This is a genomic window from Streptomyces sp. NPDC030820 (genome assembly GCF_055572075.1).
In genome coordinates this window covers 1-22,656 of the sequence record NZ_JBVIEB010000023.1, presented here as the reverse complement: position 1 = coordinate 22,656, position 22,656 = coordinate 1, and the positions used below count along the sequence as shown (strand labels likewise).

At 69.9% G+C, this 22,656-nt stretch carries 20 protein-coding genes, 1 tRNA gene and 1 pseudogene; 3 read left to right on the top strand and 19 right to left on the bottom strand.

Features of this window, described 5'->3' with window-relative positions; genetic code table 11:
- Window positions 1–105: 105 nt before the first annotated feature.
- From ACZ418_RS39460 to ACZ418_RS39425, 8 genes and pseudogenes are all read right to left on the bottom strand, one after another.
- The gene (locus tag ACZ418_RS39460; protein ID WP_468372797.1) at window positions 106–1,962 is read right to left on the bottom strand and encodes a trypsin-like serine protease; all 1,857 of its coding nucleotides are present in this window, start codon (window positions 1,960–1,962) and stop codon (window positions 106–108) included.
- 129 nt (window positions 1,963–2,091) lie between these two features.
- Entirely contained in the window at window positions 2,092–4,065 is a 1,974-nt protein-coding gene (rho, locus tag ACZ418_RS39455; RefSeq protein ID WP_468372794.1) for a transcription termination factor Rho, read from the bottom strand.
- 405 nt (window positions 4,066–4,470) lie between these two features.
- Window positions 4,471–5,388, bottom strand: a complete 918-nt coding sequence (gene thrB, locus ACZ418_RS39450; protein ID WP_388620867.1) for a homoserine kinase — start codon at window positions 5,386–5,388, stop codon at window positions 4,471–4,473.
- 229 nt (window positions 5,389–5,617) lie between these two features.
- Complete coding sequence (thrC, locus tag ACZ418_RS39445; RefSeq protein WP_468372791.1) at window positions 5,618–6,676, bottom strand: threonine synthase; 1,059 nt, start codon at window positions 6,674–6,676, stop codon at window positions 5,618–5,620.
- A gap of 6 nt (window positions 6,677–6,682) precedes the next feature.
- The gene (locus ACZ418_RS39440; RefSeq protein ID WP_468372973.1) at window positions 6,683–7,972 is read right to left on the bottom strand and encodes a homoserine dehydrogenase; all 1,290 of its coding nucleotides are present in this window, start codon (window positions 7,970–7,972) and stop codon (window positions 6,683–6,685) included.
- 146 nt (window positions 7,973–8,118) lie between these two features.
- On the bottom strand, window positions 8,119–9,510 hold the full coding sequence (gene lysA / locus ACZ418_RS39435; RefSeq protein ID WP_468372788.1) for a diaminopimelate decarboxylase: 1,392 nt from the start codon (window positions 9,508–9,510) through the stop codon (window positions 8,119–8,121).
- 52 nt (window positions 9,511–9,562) lie between these two features.
- The gene (nrtL, locus tag ACZ418_RS39430; RefSeq protein ID WP_468372787.1) at window positions 9,563–10,600 is read right to left on the bottom strand and encodes an ArgS-related anticodon-binding protein NrtL; all 1,038 of its coding nucleotides are present in this window, start codon (window positions 10,598–10,600) and stop codon (window positions 9,563–9,565) included.
- Window positions 10,601–10,951: 351 nt separating this feature from the next.
- Window positions 10,952–11,449, bottom strand: a pseudogene (locus ACZ418_RS39425) (response regulator); the annotation flags it as partial.
- A gap of 140 nt (window positions 11,450–11,589) precedes the next feature.
- Here ACZ418_RS39425 and ACZ418_RS39420 point away from each other — a divergent pair.
- The 3 genes from ACZ418_RS39420 to ACZ418_RS39410 all read left to right on the top strand — a co-directional run bounded on the left by ACZ418_RS39420 (window position 11,590) and on the right by ACZ418_RS39410 (window position 13,021).
- Window positions 11,590–11,661: transfer RNA gene (locus ACZ418_RS39420), tRNA-Arg, on the top strand.
- A 194-nt stretch (window positions 11,662–11,855) separates the two neighbouring features.
- Window positions 11,856–12,164, top strand: a complete 309-nt coding sequence (locus tag ACZ418_RS39415) for a PadR family transcriptional regulator (RefSeq protein WP_468372784.1) — start codon at window positions 11,856–11,858, stop codon at window positions 12,162–12,164.
- On the top strand, window positions 12,164–13,021 hold the full coding sequence (locus ACZ418_RS39410; protein WP_468372783.1) for an NACHT domain-containing protein: 858 nt from the start codon (window positions 12,164–12,166) through the stop codon (window positions 13,019–13,021). The genes ACZ418_RS39415 and ACZ418_RS39410 overlap by 1 nt, the downstream gene beginning before the upstream one ends.
- A gap of 57 nt (window positions 13,022–13,078) precedes the next feature.
- On the opposite strand, the gene ACZ418_RS39405 is transcribed toward ACZ418_RS39410, so the two are convergent.
- From ACZ418_RS39405 to ACZ418_RS39355, 11 genes are all read right to left on the bottom strand, one after another.
- Window positions 13,079–14,542 carry a tyrosine-type recombinase/integrase gene (locus ACZ418_RS39405; protein WP_468372781.1) on the bottom strand — a complete coding sequence of 488 codons (1,464 nt, stop codon included), beginning with the start codon at window positions 14,540–14,542 and terminating at the stop codon, window positions 13,079–13,081.
- Entirely contained in the window at window positions 14,539–14,733 is a 195-nt protein-coding gene (locus ACZ418_RS39400; protein WP_468372779.1) for a helix-turn-helix transcriptional regulator, read from the bottom strand. Before ACZ418_RS39400 ends, ACZ418_RS39405 begins: the two co-directional genes overlap by 4 nt.
- The gene (locus ACZ418_RS39395) at window positions 14,730–15,887 is read right to left on the bottom strand and encodes an AAA family ATPase (RefSeq protein ID WP_468372777.1); all 1,158 of its coding nucleotides are present in this window, start codon (window positions 15,885–15,887) and stop codon (window positions 14,730–14,732) included. The genes ACZ418_RS39400 and ACZ418_RS39395 overlap by 4 nt, the downstream gene beginning before the upstream one ends.
- Window positions 15,884–16,783 (bottom strand): bifunctional DNA primase/polymerase, encoded by a 900-nt coding sequence (locus tag ACZ418_RS39390; RefSeq protein WP_468372775.1) that lies wholly within the window; start codon window positions 16,781–16,783, stop codon window positions 15,884–15,886. The genes ACZ418_RS39395 and ACZ418_RS39390 overlap by 4 nt, the downstream gene beginning before the upstream one ends.
- A 90-nt stretch (window positions 16,784–16,873) precedes the next feature.
- Entirely contained in the window at window positions 16,874–17,383 is a 510-nt protein-coding gene (locus ACZ418_RS39385) for a hypothetical protein (RefSeq protein WP_468372773.1), read from the bottom strand.
- 203 nt (window positions 17,384–17,586) lie between these two features.
- Window positions 17,587–17,838, bottom strand: a complete 252-nt coding sequence (locus ACZ418_RS39380) for a hypothetical protein (protein ID WP_468372771.1) — start codon at window positions 17,836–17,838, stop codon at window positions 17,587–17,589.
- Window positions 17,839–17,977: 139 nt separating this feature from the next.
- Complete coding sequence (locus ACZ418_RS39375; RefSeq protein ID WP_468372768.1) at window positions 17,978–20,233, bottom strand: P-loop NTPase family protein; 2,256 nt, start codon at window positions 20,231–20,233, stop codon at window positions 17,978–17,980.
- Between the two features lie 82 nt (window positions 20,234–20,315).
- The gene (locus ACZ418_RS39370) at window positions 20,316–20,699 is read right to left on the bottom strand and encodes an RRQRL motif-containing zinc-binding protein (protein WP_468372765.1); all 384 of its coding nucleotides are present in this window, start codon (window positions 20,697–20,699) and stop codon (window positions 20,316–20,318) included.
- Complete coding sequence (locus ACZ418_RS39365; protein ID WP_468372764.1) at window positions 20,699–21,349, bottom strand: GGDEF domain-containing protein; 651 nt, start codon at window positions 21,347–21,349, stop codon at window positions 20,699–20,701. The genes ACZ418_RS39370 and ACZ418_RS39365 overlap by 1 nt, the downstream gene beginning before the upstream one ends.
- Entirely contained in the window at window positions 21,346–22,347 is a 1,002-nt protein-coding gene (locus ACZ418_RS39360; protein ID WP_468372761.1) for a DUF2637 domain-containing protein, read from the bottom strand. Before ACZ418_RS39360 ends, ACZ418_RS39365 begins: the two co-directional genes overlap by 4 nt.
- Window positions 22,344–22,490 carry a hypothetical protein gene (locus ACZ418_RS39355; RefSeq protein WP_361303375.1) on the bottom strand — a complete coding sequence of 49 codons (147 nt, stop codon included), beginning with the start codon at window positions 22,488–22,490 and terminating at the stop codon, window positions 22,344–22,346. Before ACZ418_RS39355 ends, ACZ418_RS39360 begins: the two co-directional genes overlap by 4 nt.
- Window positions 22,491–22,656 lie beyond the last annotated feature (166 nt).

Below are 22,656 nucleotides of genomic sequence, written 5' to 3'. Positions count from 1 at the left end.
GAGAAACTCGGGCAAGGGTTGCACAACACACAGTGCCCATCGTGTAGGGCGATGGGCACTGTGTGTGATCGGTTTACGGGCGGTGAGCCTCGCTCACCTGGGGGTTCAGCCCCAGAGGTCGTACGCCTGGAAACCGGTGCCGACCGAGATCCTTGTGGCGAAGATCTCGCTGGTCGCCTTGCCGGTGCCCGGGTACAGGTAGAGCGTGCCGCCGGAGGTGCGGGCCAGGAAGTCGGCCTTGCCGTCGCCGGTCACGTCGCCGACGGCGTCGAAGGCGTTGTAGCCGGTCCAGGCGCTGCGCACCTTGATCCGGGAGGCGAAGGCGCCCGAGCCGGCCGTGCCCGTGCCCCGGTACAGGTACACGTCGCCGGTGCTGCTCTGGCGGGCGATCAGGTCGGCCTTGCCGTCGCCGTCGAAGTCGCCGTGGCCGCGCAGGGAGTTGTACTGGCCCCAGCCGGAGCCGACCTTGACGGGGGTGGCGAAGGAGCCGTCGCCCTTGCCCGGGTAGATCCACAGGTTGCCGGAGGAGTCGACCGAGAGCAGGTCGGGCAGGTAGTCGCCGGTGACGTCGCCGGGGGCGACGGTGGACTTCCGGGTGGACCAGTTGCTGAAGATCTCCTTCTTGCTCCAGCTCTGGGTGGCCGGGATGTAGTGGAGCCAGAAGACCGCCCCGTCACTGCTGCGGCGCAGGATGAAGTCCTGGTAGCCGTCCCGGTCGAGGTCCGTCTGCAGGATCGTGTTGTAGCCGGCGAAGCTGCCCCAGGAGACGCGGGCCGCGAACGAGGTGCCCTTGGAGTCCTTCTCGTAGCCGGTGTTCGTGGAGTGCTCGCGCACGAACAGGTCGGCCTTGTGGTCGCCGCTGAGGTTGGTGTCGTCGATGCGCGGGTAGGCGGCGCCGACGTACGACTTCACCTTGCTGAACACGCTGTAGGCGCCCTTGGCGACGCAGTCCTGCACGCCCCAGGAGACGATGCCGACGATGCGGTTGTTCACGATCAGCGGGCCGCCGGAGTCGCCGTTGCAGGTGGCGGTGGTGCCGGAGTCGCTGCCGGTCGCGGGGTTGCCCGCGCAGACCATGTGGCCGGCGATGAACTCGCTGCCGTAGGCGCCCGAGCACGTGCTGTCGGACTGGATCGGCAGGGTGGCCGTCCTGAGCGTCTGCGAGATGTCCTGGCTGGTGGAGCTGGTGCGGCCCCAGCCGTAGACCTTGGCGCTGGTGCCGGCCACGTAGGACGCCGTGTCGGTCGACGTCGTCATGCGGATCGGCGTGGCCTTGACCGGGCTCGGCAGGGTCAGTACGGCGATGTCGTTGTCGATGGTCGTCGCGTTGTACGACGGGTGGTTCCACTGCCGCCAGACGCCGGAGACGGTGCCGCCGTGCAGGTCGGTGTTGCCGGAGGAGTCGGTGGTGGGCAGCTGGTCGGTGCCGGTGAGGATGGCGCCGTTGGCGTGCCAGTCGAAGCCCTTGACGCAGTGCGCGGCGGTCAGGATCTTCGTCGGCGCCACCACGGCACCGCCGCAGAAGAAGCCGACGTCGTCGCTGGTGTCGCTGGTGCCCTTGTCGTCGTAGTACCAGAGCTGGGCCATCCACGGCGCCGAGGTGATGCTCGTGGTGGTACCGCCGATGATCATCGGGCTGGCGGTGCCGGTGCCGGACGTCGTGGAGGAGGACGACGAGGACGACGAGGAAGCCGTACCGCCGCCGTTCGTGTCCTTGGTCTTCGAGGCCTTCTTGAAGTCCTTGTCGGTGGCGAGCGCGCCCGCGACGCGGTCCGTCAGCTCGCTGAGCGAGGCGGAGCTGGTGGCGGGCTTGACGGTCGGCGAGGCCGAGGCCGTCGTGGCACCGGCCGAGGTGGTCAGCAGCGCGGCGGCGACGGCCGCGGCGACACCGGCGGCGGCGACGGGCAGGCCGATGCGTATACGGCGTCTGTGCCGGCCGCTGCGGGGAAGAGGCGTGGACAAAAGAGTCCCCCATGAAGCGATGAGTCAGGAGGGGCGCGTGATACGCACCCGTACCTCTCAGCGCCAAAAGGCCGCCCCCCGTCACCGATTGACGGAGGGCGGCCCTCTTTCTTACCCAGTCTCTACCGACTAGTCGCCGTTGCCGGGCGTCGGCGTCGTCTTCTGAATCTGCATCAGGAACTCGACGTTCGACTTGGTCTGCTTCATCTTGTCGAGCAGCAGCTCGATCGCCTGCTGCTGGTCGAGCGCGTGCAGCACACGGCGCAGCTTCCAGACGATGCCCAGCTCCTCGGCACCCAGCAGGATCTCCTCCTTACGGGTACCGGAGGCGTCCACGTCCACGGCCGGGAAGATCCGCTTGTCCGCGAGCTTGCGGTCGAGCTTCAGCTCCATGTTGCCCGTGCCCTTGAACTCCTCGAAGATCACCTCGTCCATGCGGGACCCGGTGTCCACGAGAGCCGTGGCCAGGATGGTCAGCGAACCGCCGTCCTCGATGTTGCGCGCCGCACCGAAGAACCGCTTCGGCGGGTACAGCGCGGTCGAGTCGACACCACCGGACAGGATGCGGCCGGAGGCCGGAGCCGCCAGGTTGTAGGCGCGGCCCAGACGCGTGATCGAGTCGAGCAGCACGACCACGTCGTGGCCCAGCTCCACCAGCCGCTTCGCGCGCTCGATGGCGAGCTCGGCGACCGTGGTGTGGTCCTCGGCCGGGCGGTCGAAGGTCGAGGAGATGACCTCGCCCTTGACCGACCGCTGCATGTCGGTGACCTCTTCCGGACGCTCGTCGACGAGGACGACCATCAGGTGGCACTCGGGGTTGTTGTGCGTGATCGCGTTGGCGATCGCCTGCATGATCATGGTCTTGCCGGTCTTCGGCGGGGCCACGATCAGACCGCGCTGGCCCTTACCGATCGGCGAGACCAGGTCGATGATGCGGGTGGTGAGCACGCCCGGGTCCGTCTCCAGGCGGAGGCGGTCCTGCGGGTAGAGCGGGGTCAGCTTGTTGAACTCCGGGCGGCCGCGGCCGTGTTCGGGCGCCATGCCGTTGACGGAGTCGAGGCGGACCAGCGCGTTGAACTTCTCGCGACGCTCGCCCTCCTTCGGCTGACGGACCGCGCCGGTGACGTGGTCGCCCTTGCGCAGGCCGTTCTTGCGGACCTGGGCGAGGGAGACGTACACGTCGTTCGGGCCCGGCAGGTAGCCGGAGGTCCGGATGAAGGCGTAGTTGTCGAGGATGTCCAGAATGCCCGCGACGGGGATCAGGACGTCGTCCTCGGCGACCTGCGGCTCGGCGATGTCGTCGCGGCCACGCCGGCCACGGCGGTCCCGGTAACGGCCGCGACGGCCCCGGCGGCCGCCCTCGAAGTCGTCCTCGTCCTGCTGGCGGTCCTGACGGCCGCCCTGCTGCTGGCCCTGCGGCTGGCGCTGCTGGCCGCCCTGCTGGTCGTCGCCCTTGCCGCGGCGGTCGCGGTCGCGGTCCCGGCCGCGCTCACGGCGGTCGCGGCGGCCACGGCCGTCGCCGTCACCGGCGTCGCCCCTGGCGGCCTCGCCCTGCGGCTGCGGCTGCTGGGCGGGGGTCTCGGCCTTGGGCTCGGCCTTGGCCTCGGCGGCGACGGTCTCCGCGCTGCTCGGGGCGGGGCTGCCGGCCTCGGCGGTGGCGCGGCGACGACGGCGCTCGGTCGGCGCGTCATCGCTGGCGGGCTGGCCGGGGATCTCGATCTGCTGCTGGGCCACGGCCTTCTCGGCGGGGGCCTCGGTCTTGGCCTCCGCCTTCTTCTCGGCGGTGTCCTCGCCGGTGCGGGCCTTGGAGGTGGCGCGGCGCTTCGGCTTGGTCTCGGTGGCGGTCTCCGCCTTGGGGGTGGCTCCCCCGGCGGCCTGCGCCTCCTTGATGACCTCGATCAGCTGGCTCTTGCGCATCCGCGCGGTGCCCCTGATGCCGAGGCCCGAGGCGACCTGCTGCAGCTCGGCCAGCACCATGCCCTCGAGGCCGGTACCGCGGCGCCGCCGGGAGCCGGCACCGGTGGCAGGCGCGGAGGCGTCCGTGGCGGGCGCGGCAGCGGTCTCCTCGACACGTGCGCCCATCAGATCGGTGGTGTCGCTCACGAAGGGTCCTTCCCTGGAGCGGACGTCGGCCTGTCTGGCTCGGCGACCGGTTGTGCTGTCCGGCTACGGTCCTTGCTTTCCGTGAACCGTGCCGGGGCGGTGGTCCGCCAAAGCGGCGGAAGAAATGTGCGGTGATTGGCGCTTCCGCGGGTCGTGGCACTCAGTGTCACGTGGCGTGGTAGCACCGATTCCGGAGCGTGCCCGGCGGCCCGCTCAGTGTCCGCATACGACGTACTGCCCAGGTACGGCGCACGGAACACGGAGTGGCGTGGGAGGCTCCCGGAAGAATGTCTGTCCCGGACTGGGACACGAGGCACCTCGCCATGGTGGGGTCGGGTGCAGACTTGAGGTTAACACTACCGGATCCAACAAACATTCCCCCTCTCCAAATCCGGCAACCGTGTGTCAGGTCGCAAGCGGCAGCACGCTCGCTCCCTGGACATCGAGGTCCAGCCGGTTCGCGGCCCAGCCCGCGCCCGCGAGATGGGCGACCTTGTCGGCGCTGTCGGCGTCGGCCAGCGCCATGACGGTGGGTCCGGCGCCGGAGATGACGGCCGGGATGCCGTCGGCGCGCAGCCGCTCCACCAGCGCGGCGCTCTCCGGCATGGCGGGGGCGCGGTACTCCTGGTGGAGGCGGTCCTCGGTGGCGGGCAGCAGCAGCTCGGGGCGCCGGGTGAGGGCCTCGACGAGCAGGGCGGCACGGCCCGCGTTGGCGGCGGCGTCGACGTGCGGCACGGTGCGCGGCAGCAGGCCGCGCGCGGTCTCGGTCAGGACCGGCTTTCCAGGCACGAAAACCACCGGAACGATGGAATCACTGGCCTCCATCCTGATCGCCCGGGCGGCGCCGGACTCCATCCAGGCGATCGTGAACCCGCCGAGCAGACACGGGGCCACGTTGTCCGGGTGGCCCTCGATCTCGGTGGCCAGCTCCAGCAGGGCCGCGTCGTCCAGGCGGGCCTCGCCGCCTATGGTCACCGCGCGGGCGGCGACGATGCCGGCGCAGATGGCGGCGGAGGAGGAGCCGAGGCCACGGCCGTGCGGGATGCGGTTGGCGCAGACGATCTCCAGGCCGCGGGGCTGTCCGCCCAGCAGGTCGAAGGCGGTGCGCAGGGAGCGGACGAGAAGGTGAGACTCGTCACGCGGAAGGGTCTCGCTGCCCTCCCCCGCGATGTCGATGTGCAGCCCGGAGTCGGCCACCCGGACGACCACGTCGTCGTAGAGCCCCAGCGCGAGGCCGAGGGCGTCGAAGCCCGGGCCGAGATTGGCGCTGGTGGCGGGAACGCGCACCCGGACGGCGGCGGCGCGGAACGCTGGACCGGCCATCGCTCGTTGACTCTCCTTGAGCTGCGTGACTGTCGAAGACATTCGATGACGTACGGGAAGACCCTCGGACCGCGCAGACGGCGCGGTGCTGCCCCGATGCGAGGGCATATGCAACGGGCGGGTTCAGTACAGCCTATCGAAGGAAGGTTCTGTGGCGACATAGGGCGCACAGGAGGCGCACGATGCGTGTCGTAAGCCCCCTGTGCACCCTGTCAGGGTTTTTCCAGGTTCAGGCCAGGCCGAGGCGCTCGGCCGCGGCGGCCGCGTCGACCGGGACGGTGACCGGCTGCGGGGCGCCGGCGACGGCCCAGTCGGGGTCCTTCAGACCGTTGCCGGTGACCGTGCACACGATCTTCTGGCCCGGGTCGACCTTGCCCTGCTCGGCAGCCTTCAGCAGACCGGCCACGGAGGCGGCGGAGGCGGGCTCCACGAAGACGCCCTCCTGCGCGGCCAACAGGCGGTAGGCGCGCAGGATTTCACGGTCCGTCACCTCGTCGATGAGCCCGCCCGACTCGTCCCGTGCGGCCAGGGCGTACTGCCAGGAGGCCGGGTTGCCGATGCGGATGGCGGTGGCGATGGTCGACGGGTCCTTGACCACCTCGCCGCGCACGATCGGCGCACTGCCGGAGGCCTGGAAGCCCCACATGCGCGGGGTCCTCGTGGCGATGCCGTCGGCGGCGTACTCCTGGTAGCCCTTCCAGTACGCGGTGATGTTGCCCGCGTTGCCCACCGGCAGGACGTGGATGTCGGGGGCGTCGCCGAGCATGTCCACGATCTCGAAGGAGGCCGTCTTCTGGCCCTCGATACGCACCGGGTTGACCGAATTGACCAGCGCCACCGGGTAGTTCTCGCTCAGGTTCCGCGCGAGGGTGAGGCAGTCGTCGAAGTTGCCGTCGACCTGGAGGATCTTCGCGCCGTGCACGAGGGCCTGGCCCATCTTGCCGAGGGCGATCTTGCCCTGGGGCACGAGAACGGCCGAAACCATACCCGCGCGCACGGCGTAAGCGGCGGCGGAGGCCGAGGTGTTGCCGGTGGAGGCGCAGATGACGGCCCTGGCCCCCTCCTCCTTCGCCTTGGAGATGGCCATGGTCATACCGCGGTCCTTGAAGGAACCGGTGGGGTTGGCGCCCTCCACCTTCAGGTGGACCTCACAGCCCGTGCGCTCGGAGAGCACCTGCGCGGGCACGAGGGGCGTGCCGCCCTCGCGGAGCGTCACGACCGGCGTGGTGTCGGATACCGGCAGCCGGTCCCGGTACTCCTCGATGATTCCGCGCCACTGGTGGGTCATTGCTGGTTACTCTCCTTCAACCCGCATGATGCTGGCGACACCCCGCACGGTGTCGAGCTTGCGCAGCGCCTCGACGGTCCCGGTGAGGGAGGCGTCGGACGCGCGGTGAGTGACGACGACGAGGGAGGCCTCGCCGTCCTTGCCCTGCTGGCGCACCGTATCGATCGACACCCCGTGCTCGGCGAACACGGTCGCGACCTGGGCGAGAACACCCGGCTTGTCCGCGACGTCAAGGCTGATGTGGTAACGCGTGACGACCTCGCCCATGGGCGAGACGGGCAGGGCGGCGTACGCCGACTCACCGGGCCCCGTTGCACCGCCCCGCCGGTTGCGGCACACGGCGACGAGGTCGCCGAGCACGGCGGAGGCGGTCGGGGAACCCCCGGCGCCAGGGCCGTAGAACATCAGCTGGCCGGCGGCGTCGCTCTCCACGAAGACGGCGTTGTACGCGCCGCGCACGGAGGCGAGCGGGTGGCTCAGCGGAATCATGGCGGGATGCACGCGCGCGGTGACCGACGCGCCGTCCTTGGAGCGCTCACAGATGGCGAGCAGCTTGATGGTGCAGCCCATCTCCTTCGCCGAGCGGAAGTCGGCGGCGGTGACCTCGGTCATGCCCTCGCGGTAGACGTCGTCGAGGCGCACGCGCGTGTGGAAGGCGATCCCGGCGAGGATGGCGGCCTTGGCGGCGGCGTCGAAGCCCTCGACGTCGGCGGTCGGGTCGGCTTCGGCGTACCCGAGGGCGGTGGCCTCGTCGAGCGCCTCCTGGTACCCGGCGCCGGTGGAGTCCATCTTGTCGAGGATGAAGTTGGTCGTGCCGTTGACGATCCCCATCACCCGGTTGATCTTGTCGCCGGCCAGGGACTCGCGCAGCGGACGGATCAGCGGGATGGCACCGGCGACGGCGGCCTCGTAGTACAGATCCCTGCCGTGCACCTCCGCCGCCGCATGCAGGGCGGCCCCGTCCTGGGCGAGCAGGGCCTTGTTGGCGGAGACCACCGAGGCCCCGTGCTCGAAGGCGGTGGTGATGAGGGTCCGCGCGGGCTCGATCCCGCCGATCACCTCGACCACCACGTCGATGTCCCCGCGTTTGACGAGGGCGGTGGCGTCGGTGGTGACGAGGCCGGGGTCGATGCCCTCGCGGACCTTGGACGGCCGCCGTACGGCGACCCCCGCCAGCTCCACGGGCGCCCCGATCCGGGCCGCGAGGTCGTCGGCGTGCGTCGTCATGATGCGCGCCACCTCTGAGCCGACAACCCCACAGCCCAGCAGCGCCACCTTCAGCGGACGCGTACGCATCATCCGACCTCGTTTCCTCATACCGTCTACGGTTGGACCAGTCTCACTCACCGGACGGGAGTTTCTACCCTTCGTCCGGATCGTGAGACATGTATTTCATGGGTGCGGGGCCGAAAGACCGGAGATCTTCCAGCCCCGGTGGCGGGCTAGCCGACGTCGAGACGCAGGAGGTCCTCCTCCGTCTCGCGCCGCACGATCACCCGCGCCTCGCCGTCCTTCACGGCGACGACGGGCGGCCGCAGCACATGGTTGTAGTTGCTGGCCATGGACCGGCAGTAGGCACCGGTGGCCGGTACGGCGATGAGATCCCCCGGCGCCAGGTCGGCCGGCAGGAACGCGTCCTTGACCACGATGTCCCCGCTCTCGCAGTGCTTGCCGACCACGCGGGCGAGCATGGGCTCGGCACTGGAGGTCCGGGACACGAGGGCGACGCTGTACTCAGCGTCGTACAGGGCGGTGCGGATGTTGTCGGACATGCCGCCGTCGACGGACACGTACGTCCGCAAGCCCTCCAGCGGCTTGACGGTGCCGACCTCGTAGAGCGTGAAGGCGGTCGGCCCGACGATGGCGCGCCCGGGCTCGACGGAGATGCGAGGGGTACGCAGCCGGGCGGCCTCGCACTCGCGCGTGACGATCTCGGTCAGCGCCTTGGCGATCTCGTGCGGCTCGCGCGGATCGTCGTCACTGGTGTAGGCGATCCCGAGCCCACCCCCGAGGTCGATCTCGGGCAGCTCGACGCCGTGCTCGTCACGGATGTCCCTGAGCAACCCGACGACGCGGTGCGCGGCGACCTCGAAGCCGGACATGTCGAAGATCTGCGACCCGATGTGGGAGTGGATCCCGATCAGTTCGAGCCCGTCCAGCTGCAGCGCCCGCCGCACGGCCTCCGCGGCCCGCCCCCCGGCCAGCGGAATCCCGAACTTCTGGTCTTCATGGGCGGTGGCGATGAACTCGTGCGTATGAGCCTCGACCCCGACGGTGATCCGAATCTGGACCTTCTGCCGCTTGCCCAGGGACTGCGCGATGTGGGCGACGCGCACGATCTCCTGGAAGGAGTCGAGCACGATCCGCCCGACGCCGGCGCGGATGGCCCTTTCGATCTCTTCCAAGGACTTGTTGTTGCCGTGGAAGGCGATGCGCTCGGCCGGCATGCCGGCGGAGAGGGCGGTGGTCAGCTCGCCCCCGGAGCACACGTCGAGGTTGAGCCCTTCCTCATGGAGCCACCGCACGACGGCACGGGACAGGAACGCCTTGCCGGCGTAGAACACGTCGGCGTCGGCCCCGAAGGCGGAACGCCACGCACGCGCGCGTGCACGGAAGTCGGCCTCGTCGAGGATGTAGGCGGGCGTGCCGTGCTCTTCGGCGAGGGTCTTCACATCGATGCCGCCGACGGTGACGACCCCGTCGGTGTTGCGCCCGACGGTCTGGGCCCACACCTTGTGGTCGAGGGCGTTGAGGTCGGCGGGCGGCGCGGAGTAGTGCCCCTCGGGCAGGACGTCGGCGTGACGGGGCCCGGCGGGATGGGCGGAACGGCTCATGACGGTGACTCTCAGACTCTCTGTCTCTCTCCGGGCATCTCTCGCGAGGGCCTCAGAGGTGTTCGGGTGCGTCGATGCCGAGCAGGGACAGGCCGCCGGCCAGCACCGTCCCGGCGGCTTCGGCGAGGGCGAGCCGGGCGCGGTGGGCGGCCGAGGGTTTCTCCTCGCCGCAGGGCAGCACGAAGGGCACAAAGGGCAGCACGGCATCGGCGACGGTGACGAGGTGCCGGGCAAGCCGGTCCGGGGCACGGTGGGTGGCGGCCGCGGAGAGGATGCGGGGGTGGTCGGCCAGGGGGGTGAGAAGGGTGGGGGTGCCGTTGGCGGTGATGTGAGTGCCGTTGGCGGGGGTGGCCGGGAGGGCGTCGGCGGAGCGGCTGGTGACCAGCGGGCCGGGCTCGGCGGTGAAGCCCAGGCGGGCGGCGTTGCGGCTGAGGGACCGGATGCGGGCATGGGCGTACCGCACCCGGAACAGCGGATTGCTCTCCCGCTGCACCAGATGATCGGCGGTGATCCGCGGCCGGTCGTGCGCGGCGGGGTGCAGCAGGGCCCACTGGAAGGCGTCGTGGCCCAGCGGCGCGGGATCCTCGGGCGCGGGCACGGGCCGCAGATTGACGGGCTCACCGTGCTCGACGGTGGCCCGCCCGCCCTGCGTGGCCACGATCCGTACGACGGCGTCCGCGACGACCTCGGCCCGCACCTCGTACGGCACGCGAAGCGCGACGACCTGTCCGGCGAGGGCGTCCCCATGGCCGTACGAGGCCCCACGGGCCCGGATCTCCCGGACGACCCCGGTGACGAGGTCGTCCCGCGCGTCGAGGCTGATGTTGAGAAACCCGGGCCCGGTCACGACGACGTCCCGGATGCCGTCGGCACCGACGAGCCGGGGCCGCAGAATCTCGGCGACCCGCCGCGGCGGCTGCCCGGCCGGCCGGGCGAGCTGCAGAGCGACATTGGTGGCGAAGTCCCCGCACCCCCCGGGGCCCGGCTCGGTCACCACAACCCGCTCGGGCACGGTCACACTCAGCTCCCCGTCATCGACAGCACAACGCACCGCGTGCAGCACGGTGCGGGACAGCTCGACGGGGGTCACGGGACAAGCGTAGGGGAGGAAGGGGATGGGCAGGCGAAGCGGTTCTCACTGTGGGACGACCCTCTGCCGTGTACCGGACTCCCCACCGATACCTGGCCACGTAGACGCTCCAGCGATCCTTGGCCACGTAAACGCCCCACCGATCCTTGGCCACGCAAACGCCCCACCGATCCCCGGCCACGTAGACGCCCACCGATCCCTGGCCGCCTAACCTCCGGACGGAACCCCACCCGGCAAGCCATCGGAGATCCCGTCGGAGATCCCGTTGGCGACACTTCCGGGAACCCTGCCGTCGCCCCCGTCCCCCTCCGCGCCGCTGCCCCCGTCCCCGTCTCCATCCCCGTCACCGTCTCCGTCGCCGCCCCCACCCCCGCCGCGGTGCCCTCCGTGCCCTCCCCCATACCCGTCTCCCCCGTCATCCCCGCCCCCGCGCTCGATCAGCTGCTTGACGAGGCGTACGAGTTCGGCGGGCTCGAAGGGTTTGGCGAGGAAGGCGTCCACGCCGACGTCGAGACCGGTGTCGACCTCGTACTGGGTGCACGCGCTGATGATGGCGAGGGGCAGATGGTGCGTACGGGGATCGGCGCGGAGCCGGGCGGCGGTGCGCAGGCCGTCCAGCCGGGGCATGACGACGTCGAGCGTCACGACATCGGGCCGCACCTGATGCACCACATCCAGACACTCGGCACCGTCGGCCGCGGTCACGACCTCGAGCCCTTCCAGTTCGAGGTTGACCCTGATCAGCTGCCGGATGACCTTGTTGTCGTCCACAACAAGCACCCGACCCGAGGCGCCTGGCACAAGTCGAGAGTAGGTCCGGACCGGCCACCGCGTCCGGGTTTTCCCCACTTCCACCCCGTACAGGGGACCCTCCCGGCACCCGGTGGACCCGCCCCGACCGGCCCCCGGGGAAACGGGTTCCTGATCACCCCGCCGGACCTGCTAATGTTCTATCCGTCGCCGCGGGCAAGAAGCTCCGCACCCGACACGCCCCCGTAGCTCAGGGGATAGAGCAACGGCCTCCGGAGCCGTGTGCGCAGGTTCGAATCCTGCCGGGGGCACTCGCCGAGGATCAGCAGGGATCACCCACTGACCAGGGCGGATGCCGACAGAAGAGGGCGGGAGTCAGTCTCACTGGCTCCCGCCCTCTCTCGTTGTCTCTCAGCGTTCGCGACACATCTCCGACACACTCATCGCACGGCAGTCCAGCCTGAAGTCTACCTATGTAGATTACGGTCCATGTAGTATCCGAGTCATGAGGAAGACACATGCTCTGATGCAAGTGGCAACGGAGCTACTCGCCGACCCAAGCGGGAAGCACTACGGGTACAGCCTCGCAAAGAGGTCCGGTGTTCGTTCCGGCGTGCTCTACCCCATGCTGGCCAGGCTGGTGGACGCCGGCTGGCTGACGGACGGATGGGAAGACCCGACCACCATCCAAGACAGGCGACCACCGCGCCGCTACTACGAGTTGACCGACGAAGGCAAGTTGCGCCTCGGTGGCTTGCTCGAAGAAGCTCGCTCTGACGCACGGTTCACGAGCCTGAAGGAGCGGTGGACCTGATGGGCGAAGTCATCACGACGTTCGCATCCTGGCCAAGCCTGTTGCTGATCATCGGCCTGTTCGGATTCGCGCCCGGTTTCGCACTACGGCTACTCCTCAAGATCTACCCGCTAGATGACCCGAGGCGCAGCGAACTCCTTGCCGAGCTTCACGTCATCCCACGACTGGAAAGGCCGTTCTGGGTCGCTGAGCAACTAGAGACAGCGATGTTTGAGGGAATTCCACTTCGCACACGGCAGATAAAGGGAAAGCGAAACAAGAAGCACACTCAACGAGCCGTGGAGGCCATCAGGCGCCGAATGGATGCTTGGTCATCCAGTAGCGCCCTCGGCCTGTCCGCCTATCAGGCCGAGCTGCTCAAATCCGTGATCTCCTCAGCTCTGCCACCCTCGTCTCGACTGGCCATCCTCGGCGATCCTGGAACAGGCAAGACGACCGTCGCCAGGCTGATCGCCCGGCAAAGACTCTATGAGTCGAGAAGCGAGGAACCATGGGTGCCCGTATGGGTGCAGATGACACACTGGGACCCCGAGACGGTGCCTTTTAAGGAGTTCATGATCCATGAACTGAAGCACCGTTTTAACGTACGGCGTTCGCTTGCGCGCAAACTCATGAACAGTGAACGTGTCCTCGCCGTGCTCGACGGACTTGACGAGATGAATCCGGAGAGTTGGGACTCTGCTATTGCTGCCCTGAACCGTCACTGGCACGAGCGACCGATGATCATTACTAGTCGCCAAGAAGCATCCCCCGCTCTGGCTAGCCTGGTCGACGCATCAGCTATTACGCGCGCATACCTCCCCAGGTCATCTTTCATCGCAGATCTAGGCACGTCAGAAGGCGCTGGCGACCAATAATTCGTCACGTCGGCGGCCGATACTCCCTGGCCGCCGACGTGACGTTGCAGCGCGTCGCTATACGGCTTCGCCGTCTTCCTCTAGCGCCTTTGTGATCTTCGCGTTGGCAGCTTCCTCATGACCGTCAATACAGCCGTGGTATCGGCGGTGGATCACCTCCGGCGAGTTGCCGACTCGCCGGGCCACCTCAGCAATCGGGACGCCGGCGTTCAGCCAGCGCGTGATGCAGGCGTGGCGGAGGTCGTATGGGCGCCCGGCCAACGGCGAGGCGACGCGCTCAGCCGGAAGCGCGTACGTCCGCGCCTCCTCCCACACCCGCCAGTAGGTGGATGAGCCGACCACTCCCCCGCGCTCGTTGCCAAACACTCGCCCCTCCTTGGCCGTCCCGAACTCCTTCAAGTGAGCCCGGAGGATGGCGACCAGGACGGGCGGAATGGGCACCGGCCGGTCGGTGGACGCCTCGCGCGCCTTCAGGCCCCGGCGGTCGTGCCGCTCCCCGGAATCGGTCCACTGCTTGCCGGAGACAGGACGCGTCTCCCGCAGTGTCAGCGTGCCCCAACCCGTCTCCGGCAGGTGGCAGTCAGACCGCCGTAGCCCAACCGCCTCAGCAGGCCGGAGTCCCGCGTAGTACAGGACTGCATAGAAGGCCACCAGTCGCCGTCCACGGCAGCGATCCCAGGACCCGACATAGGAGACGGCGGTGAGCAGTTGACGGGCCTGTACGGCGTTCACGAGGACACGGCGGTCGACCACTTCATTGGAGCCGACGTGCTTCCGGCGGCCGCGCTGAAGGGGGTTCTCCGGGAGCTCCCCCACGACCACAGCGTGTTCAAGAGCGGTGTTCAGAGCGCGGCGCCGCCGCTTGTACGTATCGCCCGCGGCCGGAGTGCCGTCCAGCTTGTAGCTGAGGCGGTACAGCACATCCTCGAAGACCTCGGGATCGGCGAGATCACCCAACGGCCGGTCGGCCGTCGTGACCCAGTGGTACGCAGCCTTAAGTTCGGCCAGCGGGTCCTCCCCCGCGTTCGCGGGCACGATGCCCCACCGGAAGGCCAGCCGAAGCGTCTCGTCGTCGGGAGCGTCGTCCCCACGCTTGACCATGGCGAGCGTCACGGCCGCAAGGCCGTCCGCCATGCCCTCACGGGTCTTGGCCGCAGCCGTACGCCACCGCCCGGCCACGTACTTCCGGCAGAACTCGAACCACCGCAACGGCGACTCGGCGTCCGCTGCTTCGGCGGCTTCGGCCGCCGCGCGTACCTCGGACTCCGGCAGTCCCGATCCGATCTCGAACGCTTCACCACGCCGGTTCATGGCTTGCCACAGCTCGGACCGTCGGCTCTCCGCGAGAGCCAACGTGGTGAACGTGTCGCTGTGCACCTGCCCTGCGACCACCCATCGGAGGCGCCACGGGCGGGACTTGCGCCCGGTCTTCGACACCTTCCACAGCTTGACGTCGAAGGAGTAGCCCGACCGGGCCGACCCACGAGGGCGCCCAGCCGGGGTGTCGTTCTCAGCGCTCACGCAGCGTCCTCCCGCTCCGCAAGCCAACGCTCGTACTCCGACCGCCGGATCCGCACGTCGCCGTTCGGAAGCTTGATCGCGCGGGGTCCCTTTCCGAGCTGGCGCCACCGGTAGAAGGTCGACGGGGCCACCCTCAGATCAGCAATGACCTCCTTGACGGTCATCTTCTCGTCCCGCGTGCGGGTGCTCATTCCGCCCTCCCTTCGGCTTCGTCCGCACCGGACAGGCCGGACAGCTCCAATTCCGGCTGTCCGGGGTGTTCGTGCTGGTCAGAGGTGGTAACCGGACAGCCGGACAGTGCGGACCCCTCTTGGGCGCCCTGCATCCGGGTTTCGGTGTCCGGGTAGTACCGGCCGCCGGCGTCTTTGGTGAGCTGCCCGGCGTCGGCCATGCGGTTGCAGGTGCGGCGGATCGTGTCGAGGTCGACGTGCGGCAGCTCGCCCGCCATGTCCTTCGGCTTGGCGCCGGGGTGGGCGCGGACGTACCGCAGGATCGTGGCGCGGGTGTCGCTGACGGTGTGGTCGGAGACCGGGCCGTCCAACAGATGCCAGGCGCCGGAGGCGGGTTGGAAACTGAGGGCGTACTCGGCTTCGTCCACGTCGCGGCCGGTGACGTGCAGGATGCCGTCTGCCTGCCCTCGGGCCCGTTTCAGTACGAGCGTGGCGTCAGCGGCTCCGGCGATTCCGTTGGTGCCGGAGACCTCGGTGAGGAAGTCTTCGGAGCCTGCCTTGCGGACGTGGTGGACGAGGACGACGGCCACGTTGTAGTGGTCGGCGAGCCGCTTGGCGTAGCCGACGGCGACATAGTCAGCGTCGTACGCCGACACCCCGGCCGGGGGCTGACCGCGCATCTTGGCGAACACATCGATGACGACCATGCGCGCGTCGGGGTTGCGCTGCAGCCACTGGGCGATGGCCTCGGTGCCGCCCTGGGGGAAGGGCGGGCACTCGGTGACCAGGGTCAGGCCGGCGGGCGCCGGCTGGCCTCCGAGGATCTTGCCCATGCGGGTCTGGAGACGGCGCGGGGTGTCTTCCAGAGCGAGGTAGAGCACCGGTCCACCCTGCACGGGTACAGAGTCGAACGCCCTGCCGCCGGCCGCGACAGACAAGCCCAGTCCAAGGGAGAGCCAGGACTTGCCGACCTTGGGCGGTCCGGCGAGCACGTTGACACCCTCAGCGAGGATGCCGGGCACGGCCCATTTCGGTTCCGGGAAGTGCGCGGCCATGAGCTGATCGGCCGTCCATGCGGTCCGCGGGCGCTCCCGCTTGAGGGGCGCCGCGGGGGCCGTCTCGGGGTCGCTGGGCACGGAGTACAGGTGCAGGGGCGGGATGGGGTTGGCGCTCATGCCGCGACCGTCCGAGGGCGACGTGCTCCGGCACGCAGGCCGGAGGCGATGGTGCGCCGTGCCTCGCGCTCGCCCTGGCCGACTTGAAGCGCGGCCGTAAGGAGCCAGCCGGTGACGTCTGCTTCGCTCAACTCGCCTCCGGCAACGAGCTGTCCCAGGGCGACCGCGGCGATGTAGAGGCTGTTGTTGTGCTCGTGCGGGCCGGAGTTAGTGACGCGCTGCACTTCCCCGTTGATCGCGGAGCGGAGGAAGGCAGTGCGCCGTCCGTGACCGGTAAGGGCGACCGTGACGGATGTCTGCGGGGGCAGCGGGGCCGGGCGCAGGAGTTCGGCGAGCCAACCCGGTAGGGGCGCCACGGGGCCGTGGTGGGTGACCTCGTACGGGTGTCCGGCGAAGGTGCTGCCCGCGCCGACCACGAGTCCGCCCCACGCGCGGGTGTCGACCTTCCAGCCCAGCCCGCGGGCGCTGTCCCCGGCGGTGTTGCGCAGGGGCTCGCCCTCGGGCGCGAGGAAGTACAGGTGCGTGCCGCCGCTCCAGGTGCGAACGGTGTAGGTGTCGGCGGGGAAGGGCTGGCCGTGGCGCTCGCAGAGCACGGCGAGCACGTCGGCGCCGTCGGTGACGCCGTGCTCGGCCCAAGCGGCCGGCGGGGTGTCGCCGGGGTGCTTGGGCTTGTCCAGGTCGATGACCACCAGACCGGAGGGGCCGGTGGCGATGCCGACGTTGAAGGCGGCGACGGACCACGCTCGGGTGATGCGGTCCGGGTTCGTGGTGGCGCGAGTCTCCCAGTCGGAGACGGCCGGGCGCTTGTTGCCGGGAGTGAGGGGGAAGACGTGCCAGCCGTGCGACGCTGCGTCAAGCGCGGCGGTGAGCTGGGCAGAGCCGTCCGAGCGCGGCATGCTGGGGGATCTCCTGTTCTGTCTACGGATGGGCAGGGAGAACCGCGGCGGCGGGCGACCTTGCTGGGGAGTCCCGCCGCCGCGGCGTTGCTAGGGGTTCTTGGCCCAGTGGGCGTACTCCTGGCGGACGTAGCCGCGCGGGTCGGCGGCGGTGGCCGGGTGCTCCGGCCAGTACGGGGCGCCGTGGTAGTCGCCCTCGCCCTCCCGGTCGTGCTCGATGAGCCGACGCGCCGCTTCGGTGGCTGCCGCCGCAGCGTCGCGGCGGGTGCCGTCTTCCTCGTCCTGGAGCGCGATGCGGTCCAGCAGCGCGGCTTTGTGGAGCCAGAACTCCCGCCCCAGATGCTCGCTGAACGGCTTGTCGGCGGCCGTCTGGGCGGTCCATCCGATCTCGCGGATGATGCTCGGGGCGAGCGCGTACGCCTCGTCCGGCGTGGGCCACGGTCCGGGCTCGGGGCGGTGGTCGGCGGTGACGTACAGGCGGGTGCGCTCGCCGTCGCGCGTGGGGTAGGTGCGGACGGCGCCGGCGGTGAACGCGCCGCTGAGTGCGGCGGTGATCCGGTCGGTGTCGGCCGGGTCGCAGATGACGCGGATCTCGAACACGACTCTCCTCTCGGGGTGGTCAGCCACGGAAGTGGCTGCGCTTGATGACGGCCTTGCGGATGTTGACGGTGCTGCCGCGGCCCCCGGCGACGGCGCGGACAGGGGCGCGCCAGGCGAGCACGGCGAGCGCGACCCAGACCAGGGCGCCTGAGCCGAGTCCGGCCAGTGCGTTGACGGCCTCGCCGATGCTTTTGCGTCCGCCCTCAGTGGGTGCCTTCGCGGTAGATCCGCTGGGCTCGGTTGAAAAGCCAGCGGCCGACGCGTATGCGCTTGCCGGTGGCCTTGCAGCGGCGGCAGCTCTTGCCGCGCCTGGGCCGTCCCTTGCGGTCGGTTTCCATGGCGAAGCCGAAGCCGTTGCACTTGCGGCAGGTGCCGAACGGGCTGGCCGCACACATTCCGATGTAACCGAGCGTCACGGCGAACAGGCAGGCGATAGCAAGGGCGATGGGGGTCATGAGGGCCCCTTCCAGGCAGTTTTCGGGGTTTTCGCAGGTGGGCTGCTATGCACTAGACCGCAGATCAGATCCTGTGCGGGGTGCTAGCGGGGGTGCTACCGGTAGCAGGGCGACGTGCTACCGGTAGCACCGTCCAGGGCTAGGCGGCTCCTCGTTTTTCGTCACGCTCCGCAATCGCCTTCATGAGGTCGGTGCGGGCGATGCCGCGGCGGGTGGTGCGGGTGCCGTCGTCGGTGGTCCCGGCCACGTCGCGGGTCTTGATGCCGTGCGGCTTGAGCGCGCTGGTGACGTTCTCGCCCTTCCAGCCGCCGTAGACCTCCGGTCGCAGCTCGGCCAGCCGGGCGGCGATCCGCTCGTTCCACACGCGCTCTTCCGACGGCGGCACGACCGCGGCGACGTCGGCGAGCAGGTCGTACGAGGGGCCGGTCACGGCCTCGGGGTCCTCTCCGAGCGCGTAGCCGGACAGGGTTCCCTCGGCCTTGCGCAGGGCGTAGGCGCGCTGGGCGATGGCGTGGGTGGCGTGGTCGTCCAGGTAGGCGGTGCGCACCACGACCGGCAACGCCGTGGCGCCGGCGAGGTAGCCGTTACCGGCGTCGATCTCCGGACGGAACGAGGTGGCACGAACGCCGTTCTTGTACGCCGACGTACCGAGGATCATGTCGTTCTCGACCTGCCCGGCGACCTTGAGGGCGAAGCGGATGGACACGTTGCCGCTGATGCCGGTCGGGAGCGAGTCCTTGTCCGGGCGCTGTGTGGCCAGGACGAGGATCACGCCCAGGGCACGACCGAGCTTGATGATGAACTCGGCGTCGTCACCTGCCTGTTTTCCGTACTTGGGGTGCGCGAACAAGTTCTGGCACTCGTCGAACACGCCCACGAGCGGCCACAGCATCAGCGAGCGCTTGTCGGCGATCTGCCGGGTGATGCGCTTGTCCGGGCACAGGTCCCGCGGCAGCTTCTTGATCGCAGCCGCACGGCGCATGACCTCCTCGCGCAGCAGCTTCAGGGAGTCGGCCGCGTACTTGATCGAGTCATCATCGATGCCGGAGACGAACCGGTGGCTGACGCATTCGAGGGAGTCCAGGTCGCCGGTGCCCTTGTTCTCGTGCAGCCACAGTTCGACGGACGGGTCCATGGCGGCGCCGCAGGCCAGCACGCGCACGGAGGCGGTCTTGCCCTGGCCGGGCAACGAGCCGATCAGGATGTTGTGCTGGATCATCGGCACGGACTGAGCCCGGCCCCGCGGGTCGATGCCGAACGGGATCCGCTTGAAGATGTCGTGCTTGCGGGCGTTGGCGAGCGGCCACTTGACAAGGCCGGTCTTGGAAAGGTCCCGGTCCCCGACCCAGAGGATGAGGCGCCCCTCATGCTCGTTGGGGTCGGCGTCGGGCCACACGCAGCCGAGTGGGCGGCGCAGGCCGGAGGCGAGTCGGGCGCGCCGGTCGGCAACGTCGGCGACGGTCACCCCGAGCGGCAGGTCGATGTCCGCGCGCCAGCCCGGGCCCTCGCGGGTGATCGGAGCGACGAACTTGATGCCGTCCTGGCCCTTGGCCACGGCACTGGTGATCTGGCCGATGCCGATGGACGCCATGGCCTTGACCACGATGTCGCTGGTCAGCTTCTGCACCTCGGTCTTGATGACCGCGCGGGTGGCCAGCGGCGCATCCGCCGGCGCGCCCAGCCAACCCAGCGCCAGCACGGTGAGCATGGCGGCGATGACCTGCGTGCGCGGCTCGGCGCCGTAGACCAGGAACAGACCCATGACCAGGGCGGCCAGGGCACCGAGGAGGGTGAGGAGCATCCGCAGCCGCACCCGCCGGTCACGCTGCCGCGAGAGCTTCAGGTACAGCTCGGAGTTCTCCCGGCGCGCTTCCGCCTGCCGCAGGGGCTCGCCCTCCGCGTCCACCGCCCACCGGCCGATCCTGCCGAGCGTGTTGGCCAGGCCTCGCGGCGAGCGCCGGATCAGCTTGGGCACGTACAGGAACGGCACGCGGACCGCGTGGAAGGCGATGGTGTGCCAAACGTGTCCAGCCAGCCACCGCATCGCGTCGGCGAACTCCGGGCCAGACTTCACCCATGCCGGGAGGATGTCCAGCCGCTTGGCGTCGCGGATGCGGTCGATCAGGCCGGGGCCCGACTGAGTCGGCGTCGGACGGTCGACCAGGCTCGGGCCGGAGTCGCCCGACTCCCCCTCGCCCGGGTCGGCCGACTCGGGCGGCGTCGGGTCGCCCGACCGGTCGGGCCCGGAGTCGGGCGACGCGTCGTGCGTGCGGTCGGCCGACTCGGTGCGGGCCGACCGGGCCTTGTTGAGGTCGACCACGGCGCCGTCGGAGTCGGCGGCCATCTCGGCTTCCAGCCGGTTGAAGAGTTCGCTGTCGTCGTCGGGGTGTTTCACTGAGGGTTCCTTCTCTCTGAGAGGGATGCGGGGCCCGGTCGCTGCTTTGGTCGGTTTGGGTCCGGGCCCCGCACTGAGCGGGTCAGGTGGCGCGCTGTTCCTCGGGGTAGGCGCAGAGGAGGCAGACCCCGAGCGAGGTCGGGATGCAGTAGCTGTAGGTGATCCGGCACTGCGGGCAGGTGCGGCGGGCGAGCATCGCCAAGGCGAGCGCACCCCACTTGCGGGAGGTCATCGGCCGTACCGGCTTCGCGCAGTCGACGCGGTAGAGGTAGGCGACTTGCACCCCGGCCTTGCGGCCACGGTGGCGGCGCATCACCTGTGCAGCGACCGGCTGTTCGCCCGGCCGCAGACCGGCCGCACGCAGCTGACGGCGGGTGGCGTAGCCGTCCGGGGCGAACCGCCACGGGTACGTGGGGACCCCGAACCGGGCGCCGAACGGGTCGAAGCATTTGCCGTAGGCGGACATCAGCCGGTCACCCCCACCACCGGCGCATCGGTCCGGGCCCCGGCGCGGCCGGCGCGGCGTCCGGCGACAGTGGCGAACAGCCGCACCAGCCCCGCCCGGCGTGCACTGGCACGGGCCTGCTTGGCCGCGTACATCGCCTCATCCGCCCGCCGCAGCAGTCCGGACAGGCCATCGCCGGGGAAGTCCGCAGCGCGCACCCAGCCGAGCGAGACCGTGGTGTGTACGGCCGGGTCCTGGCCGTCGACCGGGCGGGCGAGCACACCGTGCAGCACGGCGAGCATGTCGGAGGCGGTGCCGTGGTCGTCGATCAGGACGGCGGCGAACTCATCGCCCCCGAGCCGCCCGGCCACTCCGGACCGGCCCACGTGGCGGGCGAGCCGGTCCGCGGTCGCCTTCAACAGCGCGTCCCCGGCCGCATGTCCGAAGGTGTCGTTGATCTGCTTGAAGCGGTCGACGTCGGCCAGCACCACGACCGCCCGGGGGTCCCGCAGCAGGGCCGTGGCGCGGCGGGTGAACGCCTCGCGCGTCCGCAGCCCGGTCAGCGGATCACGGCGGGCGACGTTCAGGCGCCGCCGTAGCCACAGCGTGTGCGCTGCCCAGCCGGAGGCGACCGGCGCCGCTGCGGCCAGCATGGTCAACACGGTGTTCATGCCGCCGCCCCCTCGGTCTCCTCGTCACCATCGACGGAGCGCAGGCGGCGCCCCTCGGCCCGGTCGCTGAGCAACAGGTCGCGCAGCACACGAGAGTTGGCAGCCGAGCAGTGCAGCGTGGTCCGGATGGCTTCCGCGTTGATCGCGTCATCGGCCCAGTCGGTCGTGGCCTCGCGCGCCTCGGCGAGCAGTTCGGCCGGGGTCCGCGGTGCCTTGGCAGGCTTGGTCTTGCTCTTGGTGCCGGCAGGGCGCTTGCGTGGCGCCTTGGGTGCCTCCGGCTTCGGCTTCGGCTTCACTGTCTGCTGCGGCGGCACGGGCGGGACCTCTTCGCTCGCAGGGGCCAGCTCCCCCAGCCTCAGCAGCACGCGTTCCGGGCGCGGGGTCTTCGACCGCCACCGCCGGCCGTGCCGCTCGCGCAGCCGGGCACGGGCCAGCTGCCGTTCACGCTCCCGCTTCAGCGCCTCGGAGTAGGAGGTGATCTCCCAGAGCGTCATCCGCCGCCACAGCGCGAACGTCGACAGCGGGGCGAGCATCCAGCGGGAGAACCGCACCTTCTCCATCCGGCGGCCGGTGGCGGCGCCGATCCGGACGGCGTAGACGTGAGCGCCGATCTCGGAGAACACCACCCACAGCAGGGGCATCGTGCCGTGCGCGACCTTGGCCCACAGCGTGTGCCCGGCGGCGACGTTCAGCCCGCATGTGACCAGCGTCAGCGCCCAAGGCACGAACCGCACCCACGCCAACGCCATGTCCATCCGGATCAGCAGCAAGTTGGCCACGGTGAACACCGGAATGGCCACGTCAATGCCTACCGGCAGCACCCACGGCGCGCCGAAGCCCCAACGGACGGCGGCAGAGGAGACCGCATCGAACGAGGCGATCAGCCCCAGGGCGCCGACGCCGGCCGCGGCCAGCGCGCCTAATCCGGCAAGGCCCATCTCCGGCTTCGTCAGCGGCGGCACCGCCGGGCGGCTGGTGCCCTCAGTCGCGGTGGTCATGCCGTCTCGCCCTCCTCCGAAGCCCGGAGGTGGGCGTCCATGAGTTCGGCTTCAACGTCGGTGACCTGGCCGTCAAGGATCCGCTGATAGATGGCCTCGCCTTCCAGGAACATCCGATCCTGGAAGTTCGTGTTGTCGCTCATGCCGCCCTACCTTCTTGAGTGCGTCCTGCGAGTTCGCGACTCTGGGACTGCGCGGGTGGGGCAGGGATGGCTTTCATGCTGGCTGCCCTTGATGGCTCAGGCCGCTGTTCCCCCTGCCCCGCCACTTCTTCCGGACTGCTGATTAGGCTCTGCGGACCATCGCTGG